Genomic DNA, 17,774 nt, shown 5'->3' with positions numbered 1-17,774 from the left:
GAGCGCCATGGCCCAGATATCCCCCTTGACGTGCCATCGTCAAACTGGCCCGCGCCGGAGCCGCTCGGGCGTGTCCGCCGGGCGCGCCCGGCGGTGAGCGCCGGACGGGCCCCGGACAACGGCGCCGGGCCCGGGAGCCTCCGCAACGGCTCCCGGGCCCGGCGTTCCACGCGCGGTGCGGACGGGTCAGGACTCCGCCGCCACCGCGGCCCGCCGCCGTCGGCCCACCACGGCCGAGGCCACGAGCACGATCGCCGCGGCGACCAGCGACAGGTACATCTGCTTGCGCCCGTCGGAGTCGGTGAACATGTACGCCATCACGAACCCGATCATGCCGATGGCCGCCCAGGTCAGGTACGGGTACAGCCACATCCGGACGGTCAGTCGCTCGGGGGTCTCCCGCTCGATGATCCGGCGCATCCGCAGCTGGGAGAAGCAGATCACCAGCCAGACGAAGAGCGCAACCGCGCCGGAGGAGTTGAGCAGGAAGGCGAACACCGTGTCGGGCGAGGTGTAGTTGAAGAAGACCGCGACGAAGCCGAAGACCACCGAGGAGAGGATGGCCACCCGGGGCACGCCCCGGTCGGTCACGGTCGCGAAGGCCTTCGGCGCGTCGCCGCGCTGCCCCAGCGAGAACGCCATCCGGGAGGCCGTGTACATCCCGGAGTTGAGGCAGGACAGCACGGCGGTTAGCACGATCACGTCCATCACCTGGCCGGCGCCGGGGATGCCCACGTGCTCGAGCACCGCCACGTACGGGCTGCCCTTGACGGCGGCGGAGTCCCACGGGAGCAGGGTGACCACGAGCAGGATCGAGCCCAGGTAGAAGATCCCGATGCGCCAGATCACGCTGTTGGTGGCCTTGCTGACGGCGCGCTCCGGGTCCTCCGACTCGCCCGCGGCCAGGGTGACGATCTCGCTGCCCATGAAGGCGAACACCACGGTGAGCATGCCGGTGAACACCGCGCCCACGCCGTGCGGCAGGAAGCCGCCGTGGCCGGTCAGGTTCTCGGTGCCGACGGCGTGGGTGCCGGGCAGCAGGCCGAAGGCGGCGAGGGTGCCGATCACCAGGAACGCGGCGATCGCGACCACCTTGATGCCGGCGAACCAGAACTCGAACTCGCCGTACGAGGCCACCGAGAACAGGTTGGTGGCGGTCAGCACCGCCATCACGATCAGTGCCCAGCCCCACTGCGGCACGCCCGGCACCCAGTTGTTGAGGATCTTGGCGCCGGCGGTGGCCTCCACCGCGAGGACCACGACCCAGAAGAACCAGTACAGCCAGCCGATGCTGAACCCGGCCCAGCGGCCGAGCGCGCGGTCCGCGTACGCCGAGAAGGAGCCGCTCTGCGGGTCCGCGGCCGCCATCTCGCCGAGCATCCGCATCACCAGCACGACCAGCACACCGGCCAGCGTGTAGGAGAGCAGGATGCCCGGGCCGGTGGAGGCGATGCCCGCGCCGGAGCCGACGAACAGGCCGGCGCCGATCACGCCGCCGATGGCGATCATCGACAGGTGGCGGTTCTTGAGCCCGGCCTTCAGGTGGCCGTCGCCGCCGCCGTGCCCGGCCGGCCCCGACTGGTGGGGGACGTGGGGAGCCGCCGTCGACTTGGTGGTGTCCGCACTCATCAAAGGGTGCCCTGTGCCTTTCCCGCGCGGCTGACCCTCGGCTCGTCGCGCCGGAGGGTGGGGGGATTGACCCGCGCATTGCGGTGCAACCTAACGACTACGCACGAGTATCGGAACAATGGTTTGGTAACTGTTCGCTCAGCGGAAACGAAAGAGCAGGTCAGAGGGGGTGGAAAGGGGTCCCGAAAAGCTCAAATCTGACGCATCGTCATCGGTCGGGGCGGCTCCGAAGCTCTGCTGGAGCTCAGATCTCGCGCAATTCCAGCACGGTGATCCGAAGATCATTCGGCTGCGAACGTCCGCCCGGTCGATCACCCGGCCGTCCACCCGGTCGCTCACCGGGGTGCGCGGCCAGGCGCGCGGCCAGGATCCGCGGGACGTCGCCCTCCCCGGAGTACCCCGGCACCACCTCGACCTCGTCCCGGCGCGTCCCGGGCTCCCCGGCCACGGCGTACGTCACCCGGTACCTGGTGCGGTCCGGCGGCGGGGCCTGCCCGGGCCGTCGTCCGGCCGTCATCCGCGTCCACCTCCTCGGCCCCCGCGAGCCCATTGTGTGCTTCCCGTGCGGATCGGGGGAAACGCGGGCAGAGTGGAGACTCCGGAGCCCGGAAGCTCCGTCGGACGGGAACCTCCGGGAAGGAGCGACCCCATGCAGACCACCTGGAAGGGGACGATCAGCTTCGGGCTGGTCAGCATCCCCGTCCACCTGTACTCGGCCACCCAGGAACACGACGTCCCGCTGCACCAGGTGCACGCCAAGGACGGCGGACGGGTCCGGATGAAGCGGTACTGCGAGCAGGAGGAGAAGGAGGTCCCGTACGCGGAGATCGCCAAGGGCTACGAGTCCCCCGACGGTCGGACCGTCACCCTGAGCGACGACGACCTCGCCGACCTGCCGCTGCCCAGCAAGAAGATCATCGATGTGCTGGCCTTCGTCGACGCCGGCGAGATCGACCCGCTGATGTTCTCCAAGGCCTACTACGTGGGCGTCGCCGACAAGGCCGCCGCCAAGCCCTACGCGCTGCTGCGCGACGCGCTCACCGAGTCCGGGCAGATCGCCGTCACCAAGATCGCCCTGCGCACCCGGGAGTCGCCCGCGGTGCTGCGGGTGCACGACGGCACCTTGGTGCTGCAGACCTGCATCTGGCCCGACGAGGTCCGCCCGGCGGCCGGCATCGCGCCCGAGGAGGACGTCGCCGTGCGGCCGCAGGAGCTCAAGATGGCGCGCTCGCTGATGGACACCCTCTCCGAGGACTTCGACCTCTCCCAGCTGCACGACGACTACCAGCAGGCGCTCCAGCAGGTGATCACGGCCCGTCTGGAGGGCGTGGAGGTCCCGCACGAGGAGGAGCCCGGCGAGGCGCCCGACAACGTGATCGACCTGATGGAGGCGCTGCGCACCAGCCTCAAGCAGGCCAGGAGCGGGCGGGGCCAGGGCCCGGCGGAGGACGCGCCGGAGGAGGCCCCGGAGGAGGAGGGGAAGCCCGAGCCCCGCCGGCGCGCCCCGGCGAAGAAGAAGGCGGAGCCCGACGCGAAGGCCGCCGCGGCGAAGCGGACCACGACCCGGAAGACGACGGCCGGCGGCACCGCGGCCGGCGGACCGTCGACGGGCAAGAGCACGACGGGCAGGAGCACGAAGGCCAAGAGCACGACGGCCAAGACGGCGACGGCCAAGTCCACGACCGGAAGGACCACGACCGGAAAGTCCACGGCTCCGCGCAAGGCCTCCTGAGCCCCGCGGATCCGGCCAGCCCCCCGAGACCCGGAGGCGATCCCGATGGACCTGCTGACCTACAAGGAAACCGAAACCGGCCCCGACGCCCCGGCGAACCCCAGCCGGATGCACCGGGCCTGGCACTGGCTGCTCAGCCTCAGCCCGACCGTGGTGACCGTCATGATCGCGCTCTCGATCGGTCTGTGCATGGTCGCCGTCCAGATCAGCCAGACCTGGGTGATGGTCGTCCTGGCGATCTTCTGGGGCCTGACGGCCGTCGCCATGGTCGGCGTGCTCGCCCGGTGGATGACGCCCGGCCCGGGCAGGCACCGCGTGGCCTCCTGACCCGGGCCGGGCACCGGTGCGGTCCGGGAGCGCTCAGCCGAGCCACACCGTGGTGACGTTGCAGAACTCCCGGATCCCGTGCCCGGACAGCTCCCGCCCGAACCCGGAGCGCTTGACGCCGCCGAACGGCAGGGCGGGGTGGGAGGCGGTCATCCCGTTGAAGAACACCCCGCCGGCCTGGACGTCGCGCACGAAGCGCTCCTGCTCGCCCTCGTCCCGGGTCCAGACGTTGGAACTCAGGCCGAACGGCGTGTCGTTGGCCAGCGCCACGGCCTCGTCCAGGTCGGCGACCCGGTAGACGGTGGCCACCGGGCCGAAGGTCTCCTCCAGGTGGATCCGCATCGCCGGGGTGATGCCGGTCAGCACCGTCGGCTCGTAGAAGTACCCGGTGTCCCAGCCCTCCGGGCGCCCGCCGCCGCACTCGACCCGGGCGCCGTGCGTCCGGGCGTCCTCGACCAGCTCCTCCAGGTCGTCCCGGCCCTGGCGGCTGGCCAGCGGGCCGACGTCGGTCGCCTCGTCCATCGGGTCCCCGACGCGCAGCGACCGCATCCCCTCGGTGAAGCCAGCGGTGAAGCGGTCGTAGACGTCGGTGTGCACGATGAAGCGCTTGGCGGCGATGCAGGACTGGCCGTTGTTCTGCGCCCGGGCGCGGACGGCGGTGCGCACCGCCGCGTCGACGTCGGCGCTGGGCATGACGACGAACGGGTCGCTGCCGCCGAGCTCCAGCACCGCCTTCTTCACCTCGTCGGCCGCCGTGGCGGCGACCGCCCGGCCGGCCGGCTCGCTGCCGGTGAGGGTCACCGCGGCCACCCTGCGGTCCCGGATGACGCCCTCGACCGCGCCCGAACCGATCAGCAGGGTCTGGAAGCAGCCCTCCGGGAAGCCGGCCCGCCGGAAGAGCTCCTCCAGCGCCACCGCGGTGCGCGGGACGTTGGAGGCGTGCTTGAGCAGGCCGACGTTGCCCGCCATCAGGGCCGGCGCGGCGAACCGGATCACCTGCCAGAACGGGAAGTTCCACGGCATCACGGCCAGCACCGCGCCGATCGGGCGGTAGCGGACGTAGGCCCGGGCGGCGCCGGAGTCGGCGACGTCGGCCGGGTCCGGGTGCTCGTCGGCCAGTAGTGCCTCGGCGTGGTCGGCGTACCAGCGCATCGCCTTCGCGCACTTGGCGGCCTCGGCCCGGGAGGCGGTGAGCGGCTTGCCCATCTCCTCGGTCATCGTGCGGGCGACCGTCTCCTGGTCCTGGTCCAACAGGTCGGCGGCCCGGCGCAGCAGGTCGGCGCGGGCGGCGAAGGGGGTGGTGCGGTAGCTGTGGAACGCGGCCTCGGCGCGGGCCAGTCTGCGTTCGACGCCGGCCGCGTCGAGCGGCTCGAAGGTCTCCAGGATCTCGCCGGTCGCGGGGTTGACGCTGGCGATGGGCATGCGGGGCTCCCAGGGGGGGTCGGGGTCCGGTGCGGCTGCGCCTCTCACCCTCCCCGACGGCCCGCCCGCGGGCACGCCACCGGCGCCCGGCGTGTCCCCGCCGGGCGCCGCCGCGCGGCCGGTCCGGACGCCCCGGTCGGCCGCCGGGGCAGGCCGCTACTCGGGCAGCGACTCCACCCGGGCCGCGGCCTCGCGGGCCCGCGCGCCGGCCCTGGTCCGGCCGGCCGTCACCAGTCGGTCGGGAAAGCGGTGCAGGTACTCGGCCTCCAGCTGTCCGGTGCGCAGGGTGTGCCGCCGGAGCGCGTCCTCCGAGCCGTGCAGGAAGGTCTCGTGACGGGTGCGGTGCAGCTGTTCCAGCTCGTGCAGGAGCGTGTCGTTGCCCAGGGCGTGCGGGGAGATGCCCTCGGGCCGGACGTGCGGGTCGACGTGCCGCATCTCGGTACCTCCTCGGCGGAAGCCCCCTCCTACCGGGTGCCCGCTGGCCGCCCCCGGTACACCCGCGGGGGTGACGCCCGATGCGCCGCGAGCACCTCCGGAGGGCGCCGGCCGGGAGGGAGCGGAACGTAGGATGAATCCTTCCGGATCATCCGTTTCGTCCCCTACAGCTCGGACAGATCTCCCATGCCGCTTCCCAAGGCCGAACTCCACCTTCACATCGAAGGCACCCTGGAGCCCGAACTCGCCTTCGCCCTCGCCGCCCGCAACGCCGTCACGCTGCCCTACGCCGACACCGAGGAGCTGCGGAAGGCGTACTCCTTCAGCGACCTGCAGTCCTTCCTCGACCTGTACTACGCGCTGATGGCCGTCCTGCGCACCGGGCAGGACTTCACCGACCTCGCCGACGCCTACCTCGCCCGGGCCGCCGAGCAGGGCGTCCGGCACGCGGAGATCTTCTTCGACCCGCAGGCGCACACCGCGCGCGGCGTGCCGCTCGGCACCGTGGTCGACGGGCTGACCGCGGCGCTGGAGCGCAGCGAGGAGCGGTACGGGATCAGCACCCGGCTGATCATGTGCTTCCTGCGGGACGAGTCCGCCGAGTCCGCGCTGGAGACCTTCGAGGCCGCCCGCCCGTACTTCGACCGGATCGCCGGCATCGGCCTCGACTCGGCCGAGGTCGGCCACCCGCCGGCCAAGTTCCGCGAGGTGTACCGGCGCGCCGCGGAGGCCGGCCTGCACCGGGTCGCGCACGCGGGGGAGGAGGGCCCGGCCTCGTACATCACCGAGGCGCTGGACGTCCTCGGCGTCGAGCGGATCGACCACGGCCTGCGCTGCCTGGAGGACGGCGAGCTGGTCGCCCGGCTGGTGCGCGAGCGGATCCCGCTCACCCTCTGCCCGCTCTCCAACGTCCGGCTGCGCTGCATCGACACCCTCGCCGACCACCCGCTGCGCGAGATGCTGGAGGCCGGCCTGCTGGTCACCGTCAACTCCGACGACCCGGCGTACTTCGGCGGCTACGTCGAGGACAACCTCCGGGCCGTGCAGCAGGCCCTCGCCCTGGACCAGGAGACCCTCCGGCTGCTCGCCGCGAACTCCTTCCGCGCCTCCTTCCTCTCCGAGGAGCGCCGGGCCGAGCTGCTCGCCGAGGTCGCGGCCCACCGGTTCTGAGCCGACCGCTTCCGAGCCCGCGGGCAGTGCGCCCACCGGCAGTGCGCCCGCCACCCCCGGGAAGGGAGGTGGCGGGCGCGGGCCCGGCGGGGTGCTCCGGCGGTGCTCAGAGCAGGGTCGACCAGTAGTACCAGAACCGGTTGAGGACCAGCAGCGCGATCACCGCGTACCAGAGCGCCGGGACGACCCAGTGGTAGCGGGCGGCCTCGCGGACCACCGGGCGCAGGGCGCGGCCGGTCGGGATGACCCCGGAGCGCAGGTTGTGCAGCGTGGTGTACCAGAACAGCGGGATCATCGCGGCCCAGACCACCATGCAGTACGGGCAGAGCGCCCCGATCGAGTACAGCGCCTGGTACATGAGCCAGGTCACGAAGCCGATGCCGAAGACCGTCCCGGCCTGCAGCCCGAGCCAGAACCAGCGCCGGTACGAGGCCCCGGCGAGCAGCCCGGCGCCGACCGCGACGACCACGGCGAAGCCGACCAGGCCGAGCAGCGAGTTGGGGAAGCCGAAGGCCTCCGCCTGGTCGCTGCGCATGATCGAGCCGCAGCTGATGATCGGGTTGATGTTGCAGCTCGGGACGTACGACGGGTCCTTCAGCAGCCGGATCTTGTCCAGGGTGAGGACCGCCGAGGCGAACAGCCCGACCGCGCCGCCGATCAGCAGCAGCCAGGCGAACGGGCGGCTCGCACCGTACGTCCGCGCGGCGGGGGCGGCGGTCGTCATCCGGCCACCTGCTTGACCAGCGCGGTGAACTGCTCGGGGCTGACGGCCTTGCCGCCGGTGAGGACGTCCAGCTTCTTCCCGTCCAGCTTGACGGTCGGGGTGCCGGTGACGTCGCTGTTGTTGAACTCCTCGTTCACCTTGGCCGCCCACGGCGCGTAGGTGCCGTCCTGGACGGCCTTGACGAAGCCGTCGGTCTTCAGGCCGGGGACCTTGCCGGCCAGGTCGAGGACGTGGTTGACGTCGCCGAAGGCGTCGCTGCGCTCGTCGGGCTGGTTGGCGTAGAGCACGTCGTGGAACTGCTTGAACTTGTCCACGCCCTCGTTCAGCGCGGCCCCGGCCGCGGCCAGCGCGGTGCGCGAGCCCTTGCCGCCCAGGTTCTTGTCCAGGAACGTCGCCAGGTGGTACTCGATCTTGTAGGTGCCCGCGTCGGCGAGCTGCTGCATGGTCGCACCGGTGGTGGTCTCCAGCTGCTCGCAGAACGGGCAGCGGAAGTCCTCGTAGACCTCCAGGGTGTGCGGGGCGTCGGCCTTGCCGTAGGTGATCACGGTGCCGTTCGGGCCGCCCGCGTTCGCCGGGACGACCAGCGGGCCGTTCGCGGCCGCGTCGCCGGAGCCGGAGCCGGAGGAGCCGCCGACGGCGAGGGCCACGCCCGCGGCGAGGGCCAGCACGGCGGCGGAGGCGGCGCCGACCACCACCCGGCGGCGGATCCGGTCGGAGCGCTCGGCCTGGGCGCGGGCGGCGCGCATCCGCTCGGTGGCGTTGGTCTTGGCGGCGGTCTTGCGGGTGTTGCTCATGGGTGTCGTCGTCCTGTGCTCTCGGGCGTGCGGAGGGGCGGCGCGCGCCGGCTCGGGGGCGGGGCTGCGCGCGGGCGAGAGGACCGGTCGAGGCGGGGACGCGTCGGGAGCGGTCCGTGGGGACCGCGGGACGCGCCGGGGCTCAGCCGGCCGGGGCGAACGCCGGCGGACCGCGCCGGACGGCCGGGCGGACGACGACGTCCTCGGCGGGCACCAGGGCCCGGCTGGCCCGGGGGAACGGCACCCGCGCCACCGGCCGGGCCGGGACGGGTGCGGCGAGCAGCCGCAGCCAGCGGGCGGCCGCCGGGACGTGCCGGTGCAGGAAATCGCCCAGCATCCGGACGGCGCGGGCGAGACGGGCCAGCGCGGCGTCCGCCCGGCGCAGCCAGAAGGCCGCGGACAGCGCGATCACGGTGTGCAGCAGCAGGAGCAGCAGGACGCCGGTCTGCTGGGAGACGCCGTGGCCGAGCAGGAAGCCGCCCAGCGAGCCGCCGCCGCAGAGCAGCGGCTGGAAGCCGTGCGCGGAGCCGGGCGGCAGGGACGGGCAGGAGGTCTGCGCGAGGTCGAACAGGGCGCTGACGCCGAGCTCCAGCGGCAGGAACACCGCCGCGACCGCCGGGTAGCCGCGTTCGCGGCCGGCCACGGCGAAGGCCGCCGCGAACACGGCGACGGAGGCGAGGGCCAGCGTGCCGACCGGCAGCGCGCGGCCGGTGACCACCACCTGGCCGAGCCCGGCGAGCAGCACGACGAGCGCGGCGAAGACCGCCGCGCGAAGCGTCCTGGTGACCGGGCCGATGTCCATCGCCATCGAGTCTGCCACAGGTCGACGGCGGACCCGGCGGCCCGAGGGCTCGCTGTGAACAGCCTCACCGCCCGCTCTGAGCTGGCCTTATGTCGTCCTTACCGGTCCGGCCCCGGCGGACTCACCCGGGCCTCGACCAGCTCGCGGAAGTGCTCCAGGTCCCCCCGGACCGCCCGCTCGATCGCCCCGGCCAGGGCGAACCCGCCGGGCCCGCCGATCGCCTCGCGCAGCGCCGCCGGGTCGTACTCCACCCGGATCTGCACCCTGGTCCGCCGGGCGTCCAGCGGCAGCAGGGCGAAGGCGCCGCTCAGCGGGATCCCGTCGAGCGTGCGCCAGGACATCACCCGGCCCCGGCCGCGGTCGGTGATCTCGGTGTCCACGGCCCGCTCGGCGCCGCCGATCGCCACCCCGAGGTGTGCCAGGTTCCGGCCGTGCGGGTGGGCGCTGTGCACGCCGTCGACGAACCGCGGGTACTCGTGGACCCGGTGCAGCTGCTCCCAGGCGGCGAGGACGGGGGCGGCGACGTCGATCTGTTCCTCAAGGGTGTTCATGCGCCCTCCTCAGGTACCAGCCTGCGCCCGCGGACGGTGCCCGGGCAAAGCGGGTGCGGCCCGGCCGCCGGTCCCGGGCCCGCACCGGCCGGCGGTCGGGCACCGGCGGGCGCCCGGCGCGGGGCTGCGGGAGACTGGGCGCATGCCGGAGCTGCCGGAGGTCGAGGCGCTGAGCGCCTTCCTGGCCGAGCGGCTGACCGGGCGCGAGATCGCCCGCGTGCAGCCGGTGGCGATCAGCGCGCTGAAGACCTACGACCCGCCGGTGACGGCGCTGGAGGGGCGGACGGTCGGCGGGGTGAGCCGGCACGGCAAGTTCCTGGACGTCGAGGCCGGCGGGCTGCACCTGGTGGTCCACCTGGCCCGGGCCGGCTGGCTGCGCTGGAAGGACGCGCTGCCCGCCGAGCCGCCCCGCCCGAGCCCGCGCAACCCGCTGGCGCTGCGGCTGCGCCTGGCGGGGGAGGCGGGGGACGGCTTCGACCTGACCGAGGCCGGCACCAAGAAGGGCCTGGCGGTCTACGTGGTGGCGGACCCGGCCGAGGTGCCCGGGGTGGCCCGGCTCGGTCCGGACCCGCTGGACCCGGCGTTCACCGCGGCCGACTTCGCGGCCCTGCTGCACGGCGAACGGCGCCGGCTCAAGGGCGTGCTGCGGGACCAGACCGTGCTGGCCGGGGTGGGCAACGCCTACTCGGACGAGGTGCTGCACGCGGCCCGGATGTCGCCCTTCAAACTGGCGTCCAGCCTGACCGACGAGGAGACGGCACGGCTGTACGAGGCCCTCGGGACCACCCTGCGGGACGCGGTGGAGCGCTCGCGCGGGCTGGCGGCGGGGGAGCTGAAGGCGGAGAAGAAGCTCGGGCTGCGGGTGCACGGCCGCACCGGTCTGCCCTGCCCGGTCTGCGGGGACACCGTGCGCGAGGTCTCCTTCGCGGACTCCTCGCTGCAGTACTGCCCGACCTGCCAGACCGGGGGCAAGCCGCTGGCGGACCGGCGGCTGTCGCGGCTGCTGAAGTGAGCGGAACGGGCCCGGTGGGAGTCGCGGCCTCCCACCGGGCCCGTCCGGTCAGCGCTTCACGGCGACGCCGCCCCAGTAGTAGGCGGCCTTCGGGTCCGCCGGCGGCTCGCCGTCCGGGCGCCAGCCGAGGACGGGGGCGAGCCCGGGCTCGACCAGGTCCCAGCCGTCGAAGAAGCGCAGGACGTCGTCGTGGGTGCGCGGGACGAGGGTCATCCCACCGGCCCGGGCGGCCTCGGTGACCTTGCCGACGGCCACCGGGTCGAAGTCCTGGGTCGGCGTGGTGAGGGCGAGGCAGCTGCCGGCGGGCAGGGCGTCGCGCAGGGCGGCGACCCGGCCCCAGGGGTCGTCCTCGTCGGCGATCAGCATCAGTACGGCGATCATCAGCAGCCCGACCGGCTGGGTGAGGTCGAGGGTGGCGGTGAGCGCCGGGTCGGCGAACAGCTCCTCGGGCTTGCGCAGGTCGGCGTGGATGTAGGTGGTGCGGCTGGCCGGGCTGGACACCATCAGGGCGCGGGCGTGCGCGAGCACGATCGGGTCGTTGTCGACGTAGACCACCCGGGTGCCGGGGCTGACGGCCTCGGCGATCTCGTGGGTGTTGGGCGAGGTGGGGATGCCGGTGCCGAGGTCGAGGAACTGCCGGATGCCGTGCTCCCGGGCGAGGTGGCGGACGGCCCGGCCCTGGAAGGCGCGGTTGGCCTTGGCCATCTCCTTGACGCTCGGCACGGCCTCCTCGATGGCCTGCCCCATGGCGCGGTCCGGCGGGAAGTTGGTCTTTCCGCCCAGCCAGTAGTCGTACACGCGTGCGGAGTGCGGGGCGGTGGTGTCGACGCCGAAACGTTCCCACTGGCTCGGCTCGGCGGCGTCCTCGTCGCGGGTGCCCTGGTCGGGGAAGTCCTGACTTGTCGTCATGGCCACGTCCTCTGATGGCAGATCATCATACTGGGGAGGCTCAGCGTAGCGGCCCCCCGGGGGCGCCGGGTGCCCGGTCCGGGAAGTGTGGCGTACGGACGGCCGGGGGTGCGGCCGCCTTGGGCCGTCGGAGTGGTGATCGGGTCCGTCGGGGTCACGCGCGGGGAGCGGCGATGTCCGCCGGGGGAAGCATTCGACATGTCGTCAGATCGTCAGATTACTTCGCGAAGATTGCTGCTGGTCGCCGCCGGGATGTCCCTGCTCGGAGCCGCCGCCGGCTGCCGGAGCCCCTGGGGCGGTGGGGGCGGCCCCACCGCGGCGGCGGCGCCCGAGGGGTTCAACGAGTCCCTGGCCGGCCCCGAGGCGACACCGGGCGCGGCCCCGGTCACGCCGTCCGCCGCGCCCTCGGCGCCACCGGCCGCCGCCGCCCCGGCCGGGCCGAGCGTCGAGACCGTCCGCCACACGATCTCCACGGCGGAGAGCAAGCCGGTGTACGAGCTCGACGCGGAACGGCGGGTGGTGGCCCTCACCATCGACGACGGCCCGGACCCGCGGTACACGCCGACCGTGCTGTCCCTGCTCCAGCAGCACGGGATCCGGGCGACCTTCTTCCTGATCGGGGAGAACGCCGTCCAGTACCCGGAGCTGGTGCGGGAGATCGCCGACCGGGGCCACCACATCGCCAACCACACCTGGACCCACCCGGACCTGCGGAACCTGTCCGAGGGCAAGGTCCGGGACGAGCTGGAGCGCACCTCGGACCTGCTGCACCGGACCACCGGCCGGCTGCCCACCTGGTTCCGGGCGCCCGGCGGCGACTGGTCGACGGAGTCGCTCAAGGTGGCCGCGGACCTCGGGATGCGGAACATGGCCTGGTCGGTGGACCCGCGGGACTGGGCCCGGCCCGGCACCTCGGCGATCACCGACCGGATCCTCAAGGACGTCCGGCCCGGGGCGATCGTGCTCAACCACGACGGTGGCGGGGACCGCTCGCAGACCGTCGCCGCGCTGAAGGCGTACCTGCCGGTGCTGGTCGACTCGGGCTACTACTTCACGGCTCCGCCGAACTGAGGGGGCCATGGGTGAGCCGAAAGGTCGCGGCCTTTCCGCTTAAACCACTCGAAAGGGTGCACTAGATGAACCGTTTCTGCGGATTTTCGGCCTCTAGGGTGATCTCGCACCAATGAACCCGGTACCGCCGCGTACCACCTGAAAGGCCCTCACCCATGCGTCTGCGCAACACCGTTCTGGCCCTCGCCAGCGCCGCCACCCTCGTCCTCGCCGTCCCCACCTCCGCCACCGCGGCCACCGGTGACTTCCTCTACAGGGTCGGGGTCCCGCCGATCGGGATCCCGACCGGACTGGCCGACCCGGAGAGCCGCGTGTGCATCGACCTGCCGGACATCGGGAACCTGCCGGCCTTCGCGCCGGAGAACTTCACCACCTCGACGGCCACCGTCTTCCTCGACGCGCACTGCGACGGCGACACCTACTACGTGATGAACCCGGGCAAGAAGCTCGGCGACCGCCTGAGGCTCCGCTCGGTGATCTTCTCCTGAGGCGGACGGAACCCGCCGACCCACGGGACGGCCCGGTGACCGGCAGCGGCCGGGCCCCGGGCCGTCCGGCGTTCGTGGGCGTCCCCGATCGCGGGCCCACTCCCGGGGTGGCCCGGGTGCCGCGTCCGACGTACGTTCGATAGTGGCCGGTCCGTCCGCGGTGCACCGGTGCGTGCGCGCCCGCGGGCCCGGTCCAGTGCGGTCCCGGGCGCTCCGCCCGGCGGCCCCGGGCAGAGCGAAGGAGGCCCCCGGATGACCGGCAACGGCTACGCGCACCCCGAGACGCTGGTCCGCACCGAGTGGCTGGCCGACCACCTGGACGACGGGACGGTCCGGGTCGTCGAGGTGGACGAGGACAGCACCGCCTACGACCGGGACCACATCCCCGGCGCCGTCGGCTGGAACTGGACCACCGACCTGCACAGCCGGATCGGACGCGACTACGTCGACCGGGAGGGCGTCCAGCACCTGCTGCGGGCGGCCGGGGTGGAGGACGACACCGGCGTGGTGCTCTACGGCGGCAACAACAACTGGTTCGCCGCCTACGCCTACTGGCTGCTGCGGCTGCGCGGCTTCGGCCCGGTGCGGCTGCTGGACGGCGGGCGCAAGAAGTGGGAGCTGGAGGGGCGGGCGCTCACCCAGGAGGTGATGGACTACCAGCACACCTCCTACCGACTGGCCGGGCCGGAACGGCCTGAGCTGCGCGCGCTGCGCGACGAGGTGCTCGGCAAGGCCGAGGTGTTCGCCAAGCCCGGCTCGGACGCGGTGCTGGTCGACGTCCGCTCACCGGCCGAGTTCCGGGGCGAGCTGATCGCCCCGCCGCACCTGCCGCAGGAACAGGCGCAGGTGCCCGGGCACATCCCGGGCGCGGTCAACGTCCCCTGGTCGCAGACGGCCAACGACGACGGGTCGTTCCGCTCGGCGGAGGAGCTGCGGGCGCTGTACGCGGCCAACGGGGTGGAGCCGGAGCGCGAGGTGATCGCCTACTGCCGGATCGGGGAGCGCTCCGCGCACACCTGGTTCGCGCTGACCGAGCTGCTCGGGTACGAGCACGTGAAGAACTACGACGGCTCGTGGACGGAGTACGGCTCGCTGGTGCGGGCGCCGGTGGCGCTCGGGGGGTGAGGGCCCTGCGGGGAGCGGCGTGTGGGGCCGGTGCGGCCCCCGGGAGTGTTGAGGCGGGTGTCCGGGGCGCGGCGGCGTGATTTCGGCCTGTTTCTTATCATGAACATCTCACAATCCGGGAGTGGAGCGGGGCGCACCGGGACAAGGATCGATCCGACCCTTCGTCCCAGTGATCCTGGAGGACCACGTGCGCAAGAGGCTGATCGTCTCCGCCGCCGCCGGCGCCCTGAGCCTGCTCCTGACCGTCCCCGCCGCGGCCGCCGACTTCAAACCCGGCGCGGCCGGGGCCGGCGACGCCTACTACCCGACCTACGGCAACGGCGGCTACCGCATCTCGCACTACGACATCCGGCTGAAGTACCAGCCCGCCACCGACGAGCTGGAGGGCACCACCACCATCCTCGCCACGGCCACCGACAACCTCTCCCGCTTCAACCTGGACTTCGCGCTGGACGTCCAGGAGGTCCGCGTCAACGGGCGGCCCGCCGCCTTCGCCGCCAGCGGGGAGCAGGAGCTGGAGGTCACGCCCGCCCGGCCGCTCGCCAAGGGCGCCCAGGCCACCGTGGTCGTCCGCTACAAGGGCGTCCCGTCCACCGTGAAGAAGTACGGCTTCACCGCCTGGCAGCGCACGCCCGACGGTGCCGTCGCGGCCGGGGAGCCCGAATCGGCCTGGTGGTGGTTCCCCAGCAACGACCACCCGAGCGACAAGGCCACCTTCGACGTCTCCGTCCTGGTGCCGGACGGCAACGAGGTGATCAGCAACGGCGTCCTCGCCGGGAAGAGCTCGCAGGCCGGGTGGACCCGCTTCAGCTGGCGCGAGAACAAGCCCCAGGCGACGTACCTGGCCACCCTCGCGGTCGGGAAGTTCGACGTCACCACCGACACGACCCCGGGCGGGCTGCCCGTCTACAACGCCTACAGCAAGGACCTCGGCGACAACGCGGACGCCGCCCGCGCCAGCGTCGAGCGCACCGGGGAACTCGTCGACTGGCTGAGCGGCTACTTCGGCGAGTACCCGTTCAGCTCCGTCGGCGGCTACGTGCCCAACACCAGGACCGGCTTCGCCCTGGAGACCCAGACCCGCGTCTACTACAGCCCCCGGCAGTTCGCGAAGGGCTCCAACACCTCGGTGGTCGTCCACGAGCTGGCCCACCAGTGGTACGGCGACAGCGTCTCGCTCTCGGGCTGGAGCGACATCTGGCTGAACGAGGGCTTCGCCCGGTACGCGCAGTTCCTCTGGTCCGAGCACGAGAACGAGGGCACCGCGCAGGAGCTCGCCGACTACGTCTACGCCTCGCACCCGGCCGACGACAGGTTCTGGACCGTCAAGCCGGGTGACCCGGGCCCGGACAACCAGTTCGACGGCGCCGTCTACGACCGCGGTGCGGTGGCCGTCCAGGCGCTGCGCAACACCGTCGGGGACGACGCGTTCTTCCGGATCCTCAAGGGCTGGCCCACCGAGCGGCGCTACGGCAACGCCACCATCGCGGACTTCCGGGCGTACGCGGAGAAGGTCTCCGGGAAGAAGCTCGGCGACCTCCTGAACACCTGGCTGTTCACCGCCTCCAAGCCGGCCCTCGGCCCGGCGCCCGCGGGGGCGCCGGCGAAGACCTCGCTCGCACCGGGCGCGGACGCGGGGCGGGCCGACGGGCAGTCCGGCGGCGGGGTGCCGGTGGAGCCCAAGTCCTGGAAGAAGATCCAGGAGACCAACTCGGTGCACGACGAAGGGCACTGACGGGGGCCCGGGCCCGAGGCGCCCGGTCACCCGGCGCGGGGCCCCCGCGCCGGGTGACCCGTCCGCACCGCTCCGTCGGGCGGCCCGTCGGGCCCGGCCCTAGCATGAGATCCGCCGAACCAACGGCAGCAGCCGGGCCCGCCCCGCCGGGGTACGGGCCCGTCCCACAGGTGATCCGCCGGCAGTCGACGCGCGGACGCACCCCGGAGGGAAGAGCGAACCGTGAGCACTGCTCCCGCCGGCGGATCCCCGCGCTACCTGGTGCTGGCGGCGATGATCTTCGCCGTCTCGATGACCTTCATCGACCAGACCATCGTGTCGATCGCCGTACCGAACATCCAGCACGAGCTGGACCTCACCAGCACGGGCGTGCAGTGGGTGGTCAACGCCTACCTGCTCACCCTGGCGGCGTTCTTCGCCTTCGGCGGGCGGCTCGCCGACACCGTCGGGCACCGCAAGATGGTGGTGCTCGGCGTGCTGGTCTTCGCCGGCGCCTCGGCCTGCTGCGGCTTCACCCCCACCGGGAGCCTGGCCGAGGCCTGGCTGATCGCCTTCCGCGCCGTCCAGGGCGTCGGCGGCGCCATCATGTTCCCGGCGGCGCTGGCGATCGTCGTGCAGAACTTCGCCCTGCGCGAGCGGGGGCGGGCCCTGGCCCTGTTCTTCGGCATCGCGGGCGGTCTGACCGCGATCGGCCCGGTCCTCGGCGGCTACCTGACCGAATGGACCTGGCGGGCCATCTTCTGGGTGAACCTGCCGGTGGCCGCGATCGCGCTGGTGCTGATCGCGATCTCCAAGCCGGTGACGCAGAGCCGGCCCGCGCCCATGGACTACCGGGGCCTGGTCCTGATCGCCGGCGGCGTCGGGCTGAGCGTCTTCGGGTTCCAGCAGTCGCAGGTCTGGGGCTGGTCCAACCCGGCGATCGGGCTCTGCATCGCGGCGGGGGTGCTGCTGCTGGTCGTCTTCGCGGTCGTCGAGAAGCGCACGGCCTCGCCGCTGATCCAGGTGGACATCTTCCGCATCCGCGCGTTCTCCGTGCAGAACGTGGTGCTCGGCATCTCGATGCTGGCGTTCGTCCCGGTGTTCTTCTTCTCCAGCGAGTACGCGCAGATCGCGCTCGGCGACTCCTCCTCCGAGGCCGGCATCTTCCTGCTCTACTTCTTCATCGGGTTCGTGATCGCCTCGCAGCTCGGCGGCCGGATGCTCGACCGGGGCGGCGCGAAGCGGCCGGTGGTGCTCGGGTGCGTGCTGGCCGCCGTCGGGTTCTACCTGTGGGCGGGCGATGCCACCACGCTGAGCTTCAGCGAGCAGCAGTGGGACATCGTGCTGGCCGGCGCCGGTATGGGCTTCATGCTCAGCCCGGCCAGCACGGACGCCGTCAACCGCGCCTCCCGGCTGTCCTACGGCGAGGCGACCGGCATCACCCAGACCGTCCGCAACTACGCCGCGAGCCTGGGACTGGCCGTGCTCGGCACCGTCCTGGTCACCGACCTGCGGTCCGGGCTGACCGACTCCCTGGTCGCCCAGGGCCTGCCGCAGGACCAGGCGGAGTCCACGGCCGCGCACCTCTCCCAGGTCCAGGCCCAGAGCGGTGGCGGGAGCACCTCGGCGATCCCGGACTTCTTCCGGGTCGACTTCGCCCACGCCACCCAGACGGTCCTCTACTGGATGGCGGCCTTCATGGCCGCCGCCGCGGTGGTGGCGATGGTCGGTCTGCGTCCGGGCGTGCAGGCCGAGGCCCCGGCCGAGGAGGAGGAGTCCCTGTCGGCCGGCGGCGGACCGGGCCAGGTCTGAGGCACGCCCGGCGCGGATCCGGCCGGGTGAGCGCCCCTTCAGCGGGACCGCGGCACC

Annotated in this window: 18 protein-coding genes; 9 read left to right on the top strand and 9 right to left on the bottom strand. The window is 73.0% G+C overall.

Annotated features, from left to right (window positions below; all coding sequences use genetic code 11):
* Nucleotides 1–186: 186 nt before the first annotated feature.
* The gene (locus tag ACFYUY_RS10090) at nt 187–1,629 is read right to left on the bottom strand and encodes an amino acid permease (protein ID WP_360207993.1); all 1,443 of its coding nucleotides are present in this window, start codon (nt 1,627–1,629) and stop codon (nt 187–189) included.
* Nucleotides 1,630–1,873: 244 nt separating this feature from the next.
* On the bottom strand, nt 1,874–2,146 hold the full coding sequence (locus ACFYUY_RS10085) for a hypothetical protein (RefSeq protein WP_387899786.1): 273 nt from the start codon (nt 2,144–2,146) through the stop codon (nt 1,874–1,876).
* 132 nt (nt 2,147–2,278) lie between these two features.
* On the opposite strand from ACFYUY_RS10085, the gene ACFYUY_RS10080 reads away from it, so the two are divergent.
* Together ACFYUY_RS10080 and ACFYUY_RS10075 are read left to right on the top strand one after the other, a co-directional pair.
* Nucleotides 2,279–3,361: a Ku protein gene (locus ACFYUY_RS10080; RefSeq protein ID WP_387899785.1), complete on the top strand. Its 1,083-nt coding sequence runs from the start codon at nt 2,279–2,281 to the stop codon at nt 3,359–3,361.
* Nucleotides 3,362–3,406: 45 nt separating this feature from the next.
* Nucleotides 3,407–3,688, top strand: coding sequence for a hypothetical protein (locus ACFYUY_RS10075; RefSeq protein ID WP_360207985.1), 282 nt, complete (start codon nt 3,407–3,409; stop codon nt 3,686–3,688).
* A 33-nt stretch (nt 3,689–3,721) separates the two neighbouring features.
* On the opposite strand, the gene ACFYUY_RS10070 is transcribed toward ACFYUY_RS10075, so the two are convergent.
* A complete protein-coding gene (locus ACFYUY_RS10070; RefSeq protein WP_360207982.1) occupies nt 3,722–5,110 on the bottom strand; it encodes an NADP-dependent succinic semialdehyde dehydrogenase in 1,389 nt (462 codons plus the stop codon).
* Nucleotides 5,111–5,266: 156 nt separating this feature from the next.
* The gene (locus tag ACFYUY_RS10065) at nt 5,267–5,545 is read right to left on the bottom strand and encodes a DUF6158 family protein (RefSeq protein ID WP_360207980.1); all 279 of its coding nucleotides are present in this window, start codon (nt 5,543–5,545) and stop codon (nt 5,267–5,269) included.
* 186 nt (nt 5,546–5,731) lie between these two features.
* On the opposite strand from ACFYUY_RS10065, the gene ACFYUY_RS10060 reads away from it, so the two are divergent.
* A complete protein-coding gene (locus ACFYUY_RS10060; protein WP_360207977.1) occupies nt 5,732–6,715 on the top strand; it encodes an adenosine deaminase in 984 nt (327 codons plus the stop codon).
* A gap of 106 nt (nt 6,716–6,821) precedes the next feature.
* Here the strand turns inward: ACFYUY_RS10060 and ACFYUY_RS10055 are convergent, their stop codons facing one another.
* From ACFYUY_RS10055 to ACFYUY_RS10040, 4 genes are all read right to left on the bottom strand, one after another.
* A complete protein-coding gene (locus tag ACFYUY_RS10055) occupies nt 6,822–7,439 on the bottom strand; it encodes a vitamin K epoxide reductase family protein (protein WP_363363110.1) in 618 nt (205 codons plus the stop codon).
* The gene (locus ACFYUY_RS10050) at nt 7,436–8,233 is read right to left on the bottom strand and encodes a DsbA family protein (RefSeq protein ID WP_387899782.1); all 798 of its coding nucleotides are present in this window, start codon (nt 8,231–8,233) and stop codon (nt 7,436–7,438) included. Before ACFYUY_RS10050 ends, ACFYUY_RS10055 begins: the two co-directional genes overlap by 4 nt.
* A gap of 142 nt (nt 8,234–8,375) precedes the next feature.
* Entirely contained in the window at nt 8,376–9,035 is a 660-nt protein-coding gene (locus ACFYUY_RS10045; protein ID WP_360208345.1) for a hypothetical protein, read from the bottom strand.
* A gap of 98 nt (nt 9,036–9,133) precedes the next feature.
* Nucleotides 9,134–9,586, bottom strand: coding sequence for an SRPBCC family protein (locus tag ACFYUY_RS10040; protein ID WP_360208348.1), 453 nt, complete (start codon nt 9,584–9,586; stop codon nt 9,134–9,136).
* Nucleotides 9,587–9,728: 142 nt separating this feature from the next.
* Here ACFYUY_RS10040 and ACFYUY_RS10035 point away from each other — a divergent pair, with 142 nt between their 5' ends.
* Nucleotides 9,729–10,598 carry an Fpg/Nei family DNA glycosylase gene (locus ACFYUY_RS10035; protein WP_387899780.1) on the top strand — a complete coding sequence of 290 codons (870 nt, stop codon included), beginning with the start codon at nt 9,729–9,731 and terminating at the stop codon, nt 10,596–10,598.
* Nucleotides 10,599–10,646: 48 nt separating this feature from the next.
* Here ACFYUY_RS10035 and ACFYUY_RS10030 read toward each other — a convergent pair whose 3' ends face one another.
* On the bottom strand, nt 10,647–11,507 hold the full coding sequence (locus ACFYUY_RS10030; RefSeq protein WP_360208354.1) for an SAM-dependent methyltransferase: 861 nt from the start codon (nt 11,505–11,507) through the stop codon (nt 10,647–10,649).
* Between the two features lie 231 nt (nt 11,508–11,738).
* Between ACFYUY_RS10030 and ACFYUY_RS10025 the strand changes: the two genes are divergently transcribed.
* The 5 genes from ACFYUY_RS10025 to ACFYUY_RS10005 all read left to right on the top strand — a co-directional run bounded on the left by ACFYUY_RS10025 (nt 11,739) and on the right by ACFYUY_RS10005 (nt 17,717).
* A complete protein-coding gene (locus tag ACFYUY_RS10025; protein ID WP_360208357.1) occupies nt 11,739–12,578 on the top strand; it encodes a polysaccharide deacetylase family protein in 840 nt (279 codons plus the stop codon).
* Between the two features lie 155 nt (nt 12,579–12,733).
* Complete coding sequence (locus tag ACFYUY_RS10020; RefSeq protein WP_360208360.1) at nt 12,734–13,066, top strand: hypothetical protein; 333 nt, start codon at nt 12,734–12,736, stop codon at nt 13,064–13,066.
* A gap of 252 nt (nt 13,067–13,318) precedes the next feature.
* A complete protein-coding gene (locus tag ACFYUY_RS10015; RefSeq protein WP_360208362.1) occupies nt 13,319–14,191 on the top strand; it encodes a sulfurtransferase in 873 nt (290 codons plus the stop codon).
* Nucleotides 14,192–14,378: 187 nt separating this feature from the next.
* Nucleotides 14,379–15,926: a M1 family metallopeptidase gene (locus ACFYUY_RS10010; RefSeq protein ID WP_387899777.1), complete on the top strand. Its 1,548-nt coding sequence runs from the start codon at nt 14,379–14,381 to the stop codon at nt 15,924–15,926.
* 222 nt (nt 15,927–16,148) lie between these two features.
* Nucleotides 16,149–17,717, top strand: coding sequence for an MFS transporter (locus ACFYUY_RS10005; RefSeq protein ID WP_387899775.1), 1,569 nt, complete (start codon nt 16,149–16,151; stop codon nt 17,715–17,717).
* Nucleotides 17,718–17,774: the final 57 nt, after the last annotated feature.

Source organism: Kitasatospora sp. NPDC004745, from assembly GCF_042873275.1.
Lineage (GTDB): Bacteria > Actinomycetota > Actinomycetes > Streptomycetales > Streptomycetaceae > Kitasatospora.
Note: the sequence above shows the minus strand (reverse complement) of the source record. Positions and strands in the feature narration are given on the sequence as shown.

What these genes read in the sequence shown, in the direction of transcription:
- ACFYUY_RS10085 (WP_387899786.1), bottom strand. Translation starts at nt 2,146, where the DNA reads ATGACGGCCGGACGACGGCCCGGGCAGGCCCCGCCGCCGGACCGCACC.
- ACFYUY_RS10045 (WP_360208345.1), bottom strand. Translation starts at nt 9,035, where the DNA reads ATGGACATCGGCCCGGTCACCAGGACGCTTCGCGCGGCGGTCTTCGCC.
- ACFYUY_RS10065 (WP_360207980.1), bottom strand. Translation starts at nt 5,545, where the DNA reads ATGCGGCACGTCGACCCGCACGTCCGGCCCGAGGGCATCTCCCCGCAC.
- ACFYUY_RS10080 (WP_387899785.1), top strand. Translation starts at nt 2,279, where the DNA reads ATGCAGACCACCTGGAAGGGGACGATCAGCTTCGGGCTGGTCAGCATC.
- ACFYUY_RS10090 (WP_360207993.1), bottom strand. Translation starts at nt 1,629, where the DNA reads ATGAGTGCGGACACCACCAAGTCGACGGCGGCTCCCCACGTCCCCCAC.
- ACFYUY_RS10030 (WP_360208354.1), bottom strand. Translation starts at nt 11,507, where the DNA reads ATGACGACAAGTCAGGACTTCCCCGACCAGGGCACCCGCGACGAGGAC.
- ACFYUY_RS10075 (WP_360207985.1), top strand. Translation starts at nt 3,407, where the DNA reads ATGGACCTGCTGACCTACAAGGAAACCGAAACCGGCCCCGACGCCCCG.
- ACFYUY_RS10040 (WP_360208348.1), bottom strand. Translation starts at nt 9,586, where the DNA reads ATGAACACCCTTGAGGAACAGATCGACGTCGCCGCCCCCGTCCTCGCC.
- ACFYUY_RS10055 (WP_363363110.1), bottom strand. Translation starts at nt 7,439, where the DNA reads ATGACGACCGCCGCCCCCGCCGCGCGGACGTACGGTGCGAGCCGCCCG.
- ACFYUY_RS10015 (WP_360208362.1), top strand. Translation starts at nt 13,319, where the DNA reads ATGACCGGCAACGGCTACGCGCACCCCGAGACGCTGGTCCGCACCGAG.
- ACFYUY_RS10070 (WP_360207982.1), bottom strand. Translation starts at nt 5,110, where the DNA reads ATGCCCATCGCCAGCGTCAACCCCGCGACCGGCGAGATCCTGGAGACC.
- ACFYUY_RS10050 (WP_387899782.1), bottom strand. Translation starts at nt 8,233, where the DNA reads ATGAGCAACACCCGCAAGACCGCCGCCAAGACCAACGCCACCGAGCGG.
- ACFYUY_RS10035 (WP_387899780.1), top strand. Translation starts at nt 9,729, where the DNA reads ATGCCGGAGCTGCCGGAGGTCGAGGCGCTGAGCGCCTTCCTGGCCGAG.
- ACFYUY_RS10060 (WP_360207977.1), top strand. Translation starts at nt 5,732, where the DNA reads ATGCCGCTTCCCAAGGCCGAACTCCACCTTCACATCGAAGGCACCCTG.
- ACFYUY_RS10020 (WP_360208360.1), top strand. Translation starts at nt 12,734, where the DNA reads ATGCGTCTGCGCAACACCGTTCTGGCCCTCGCCAGCGCCGCCACCCTC.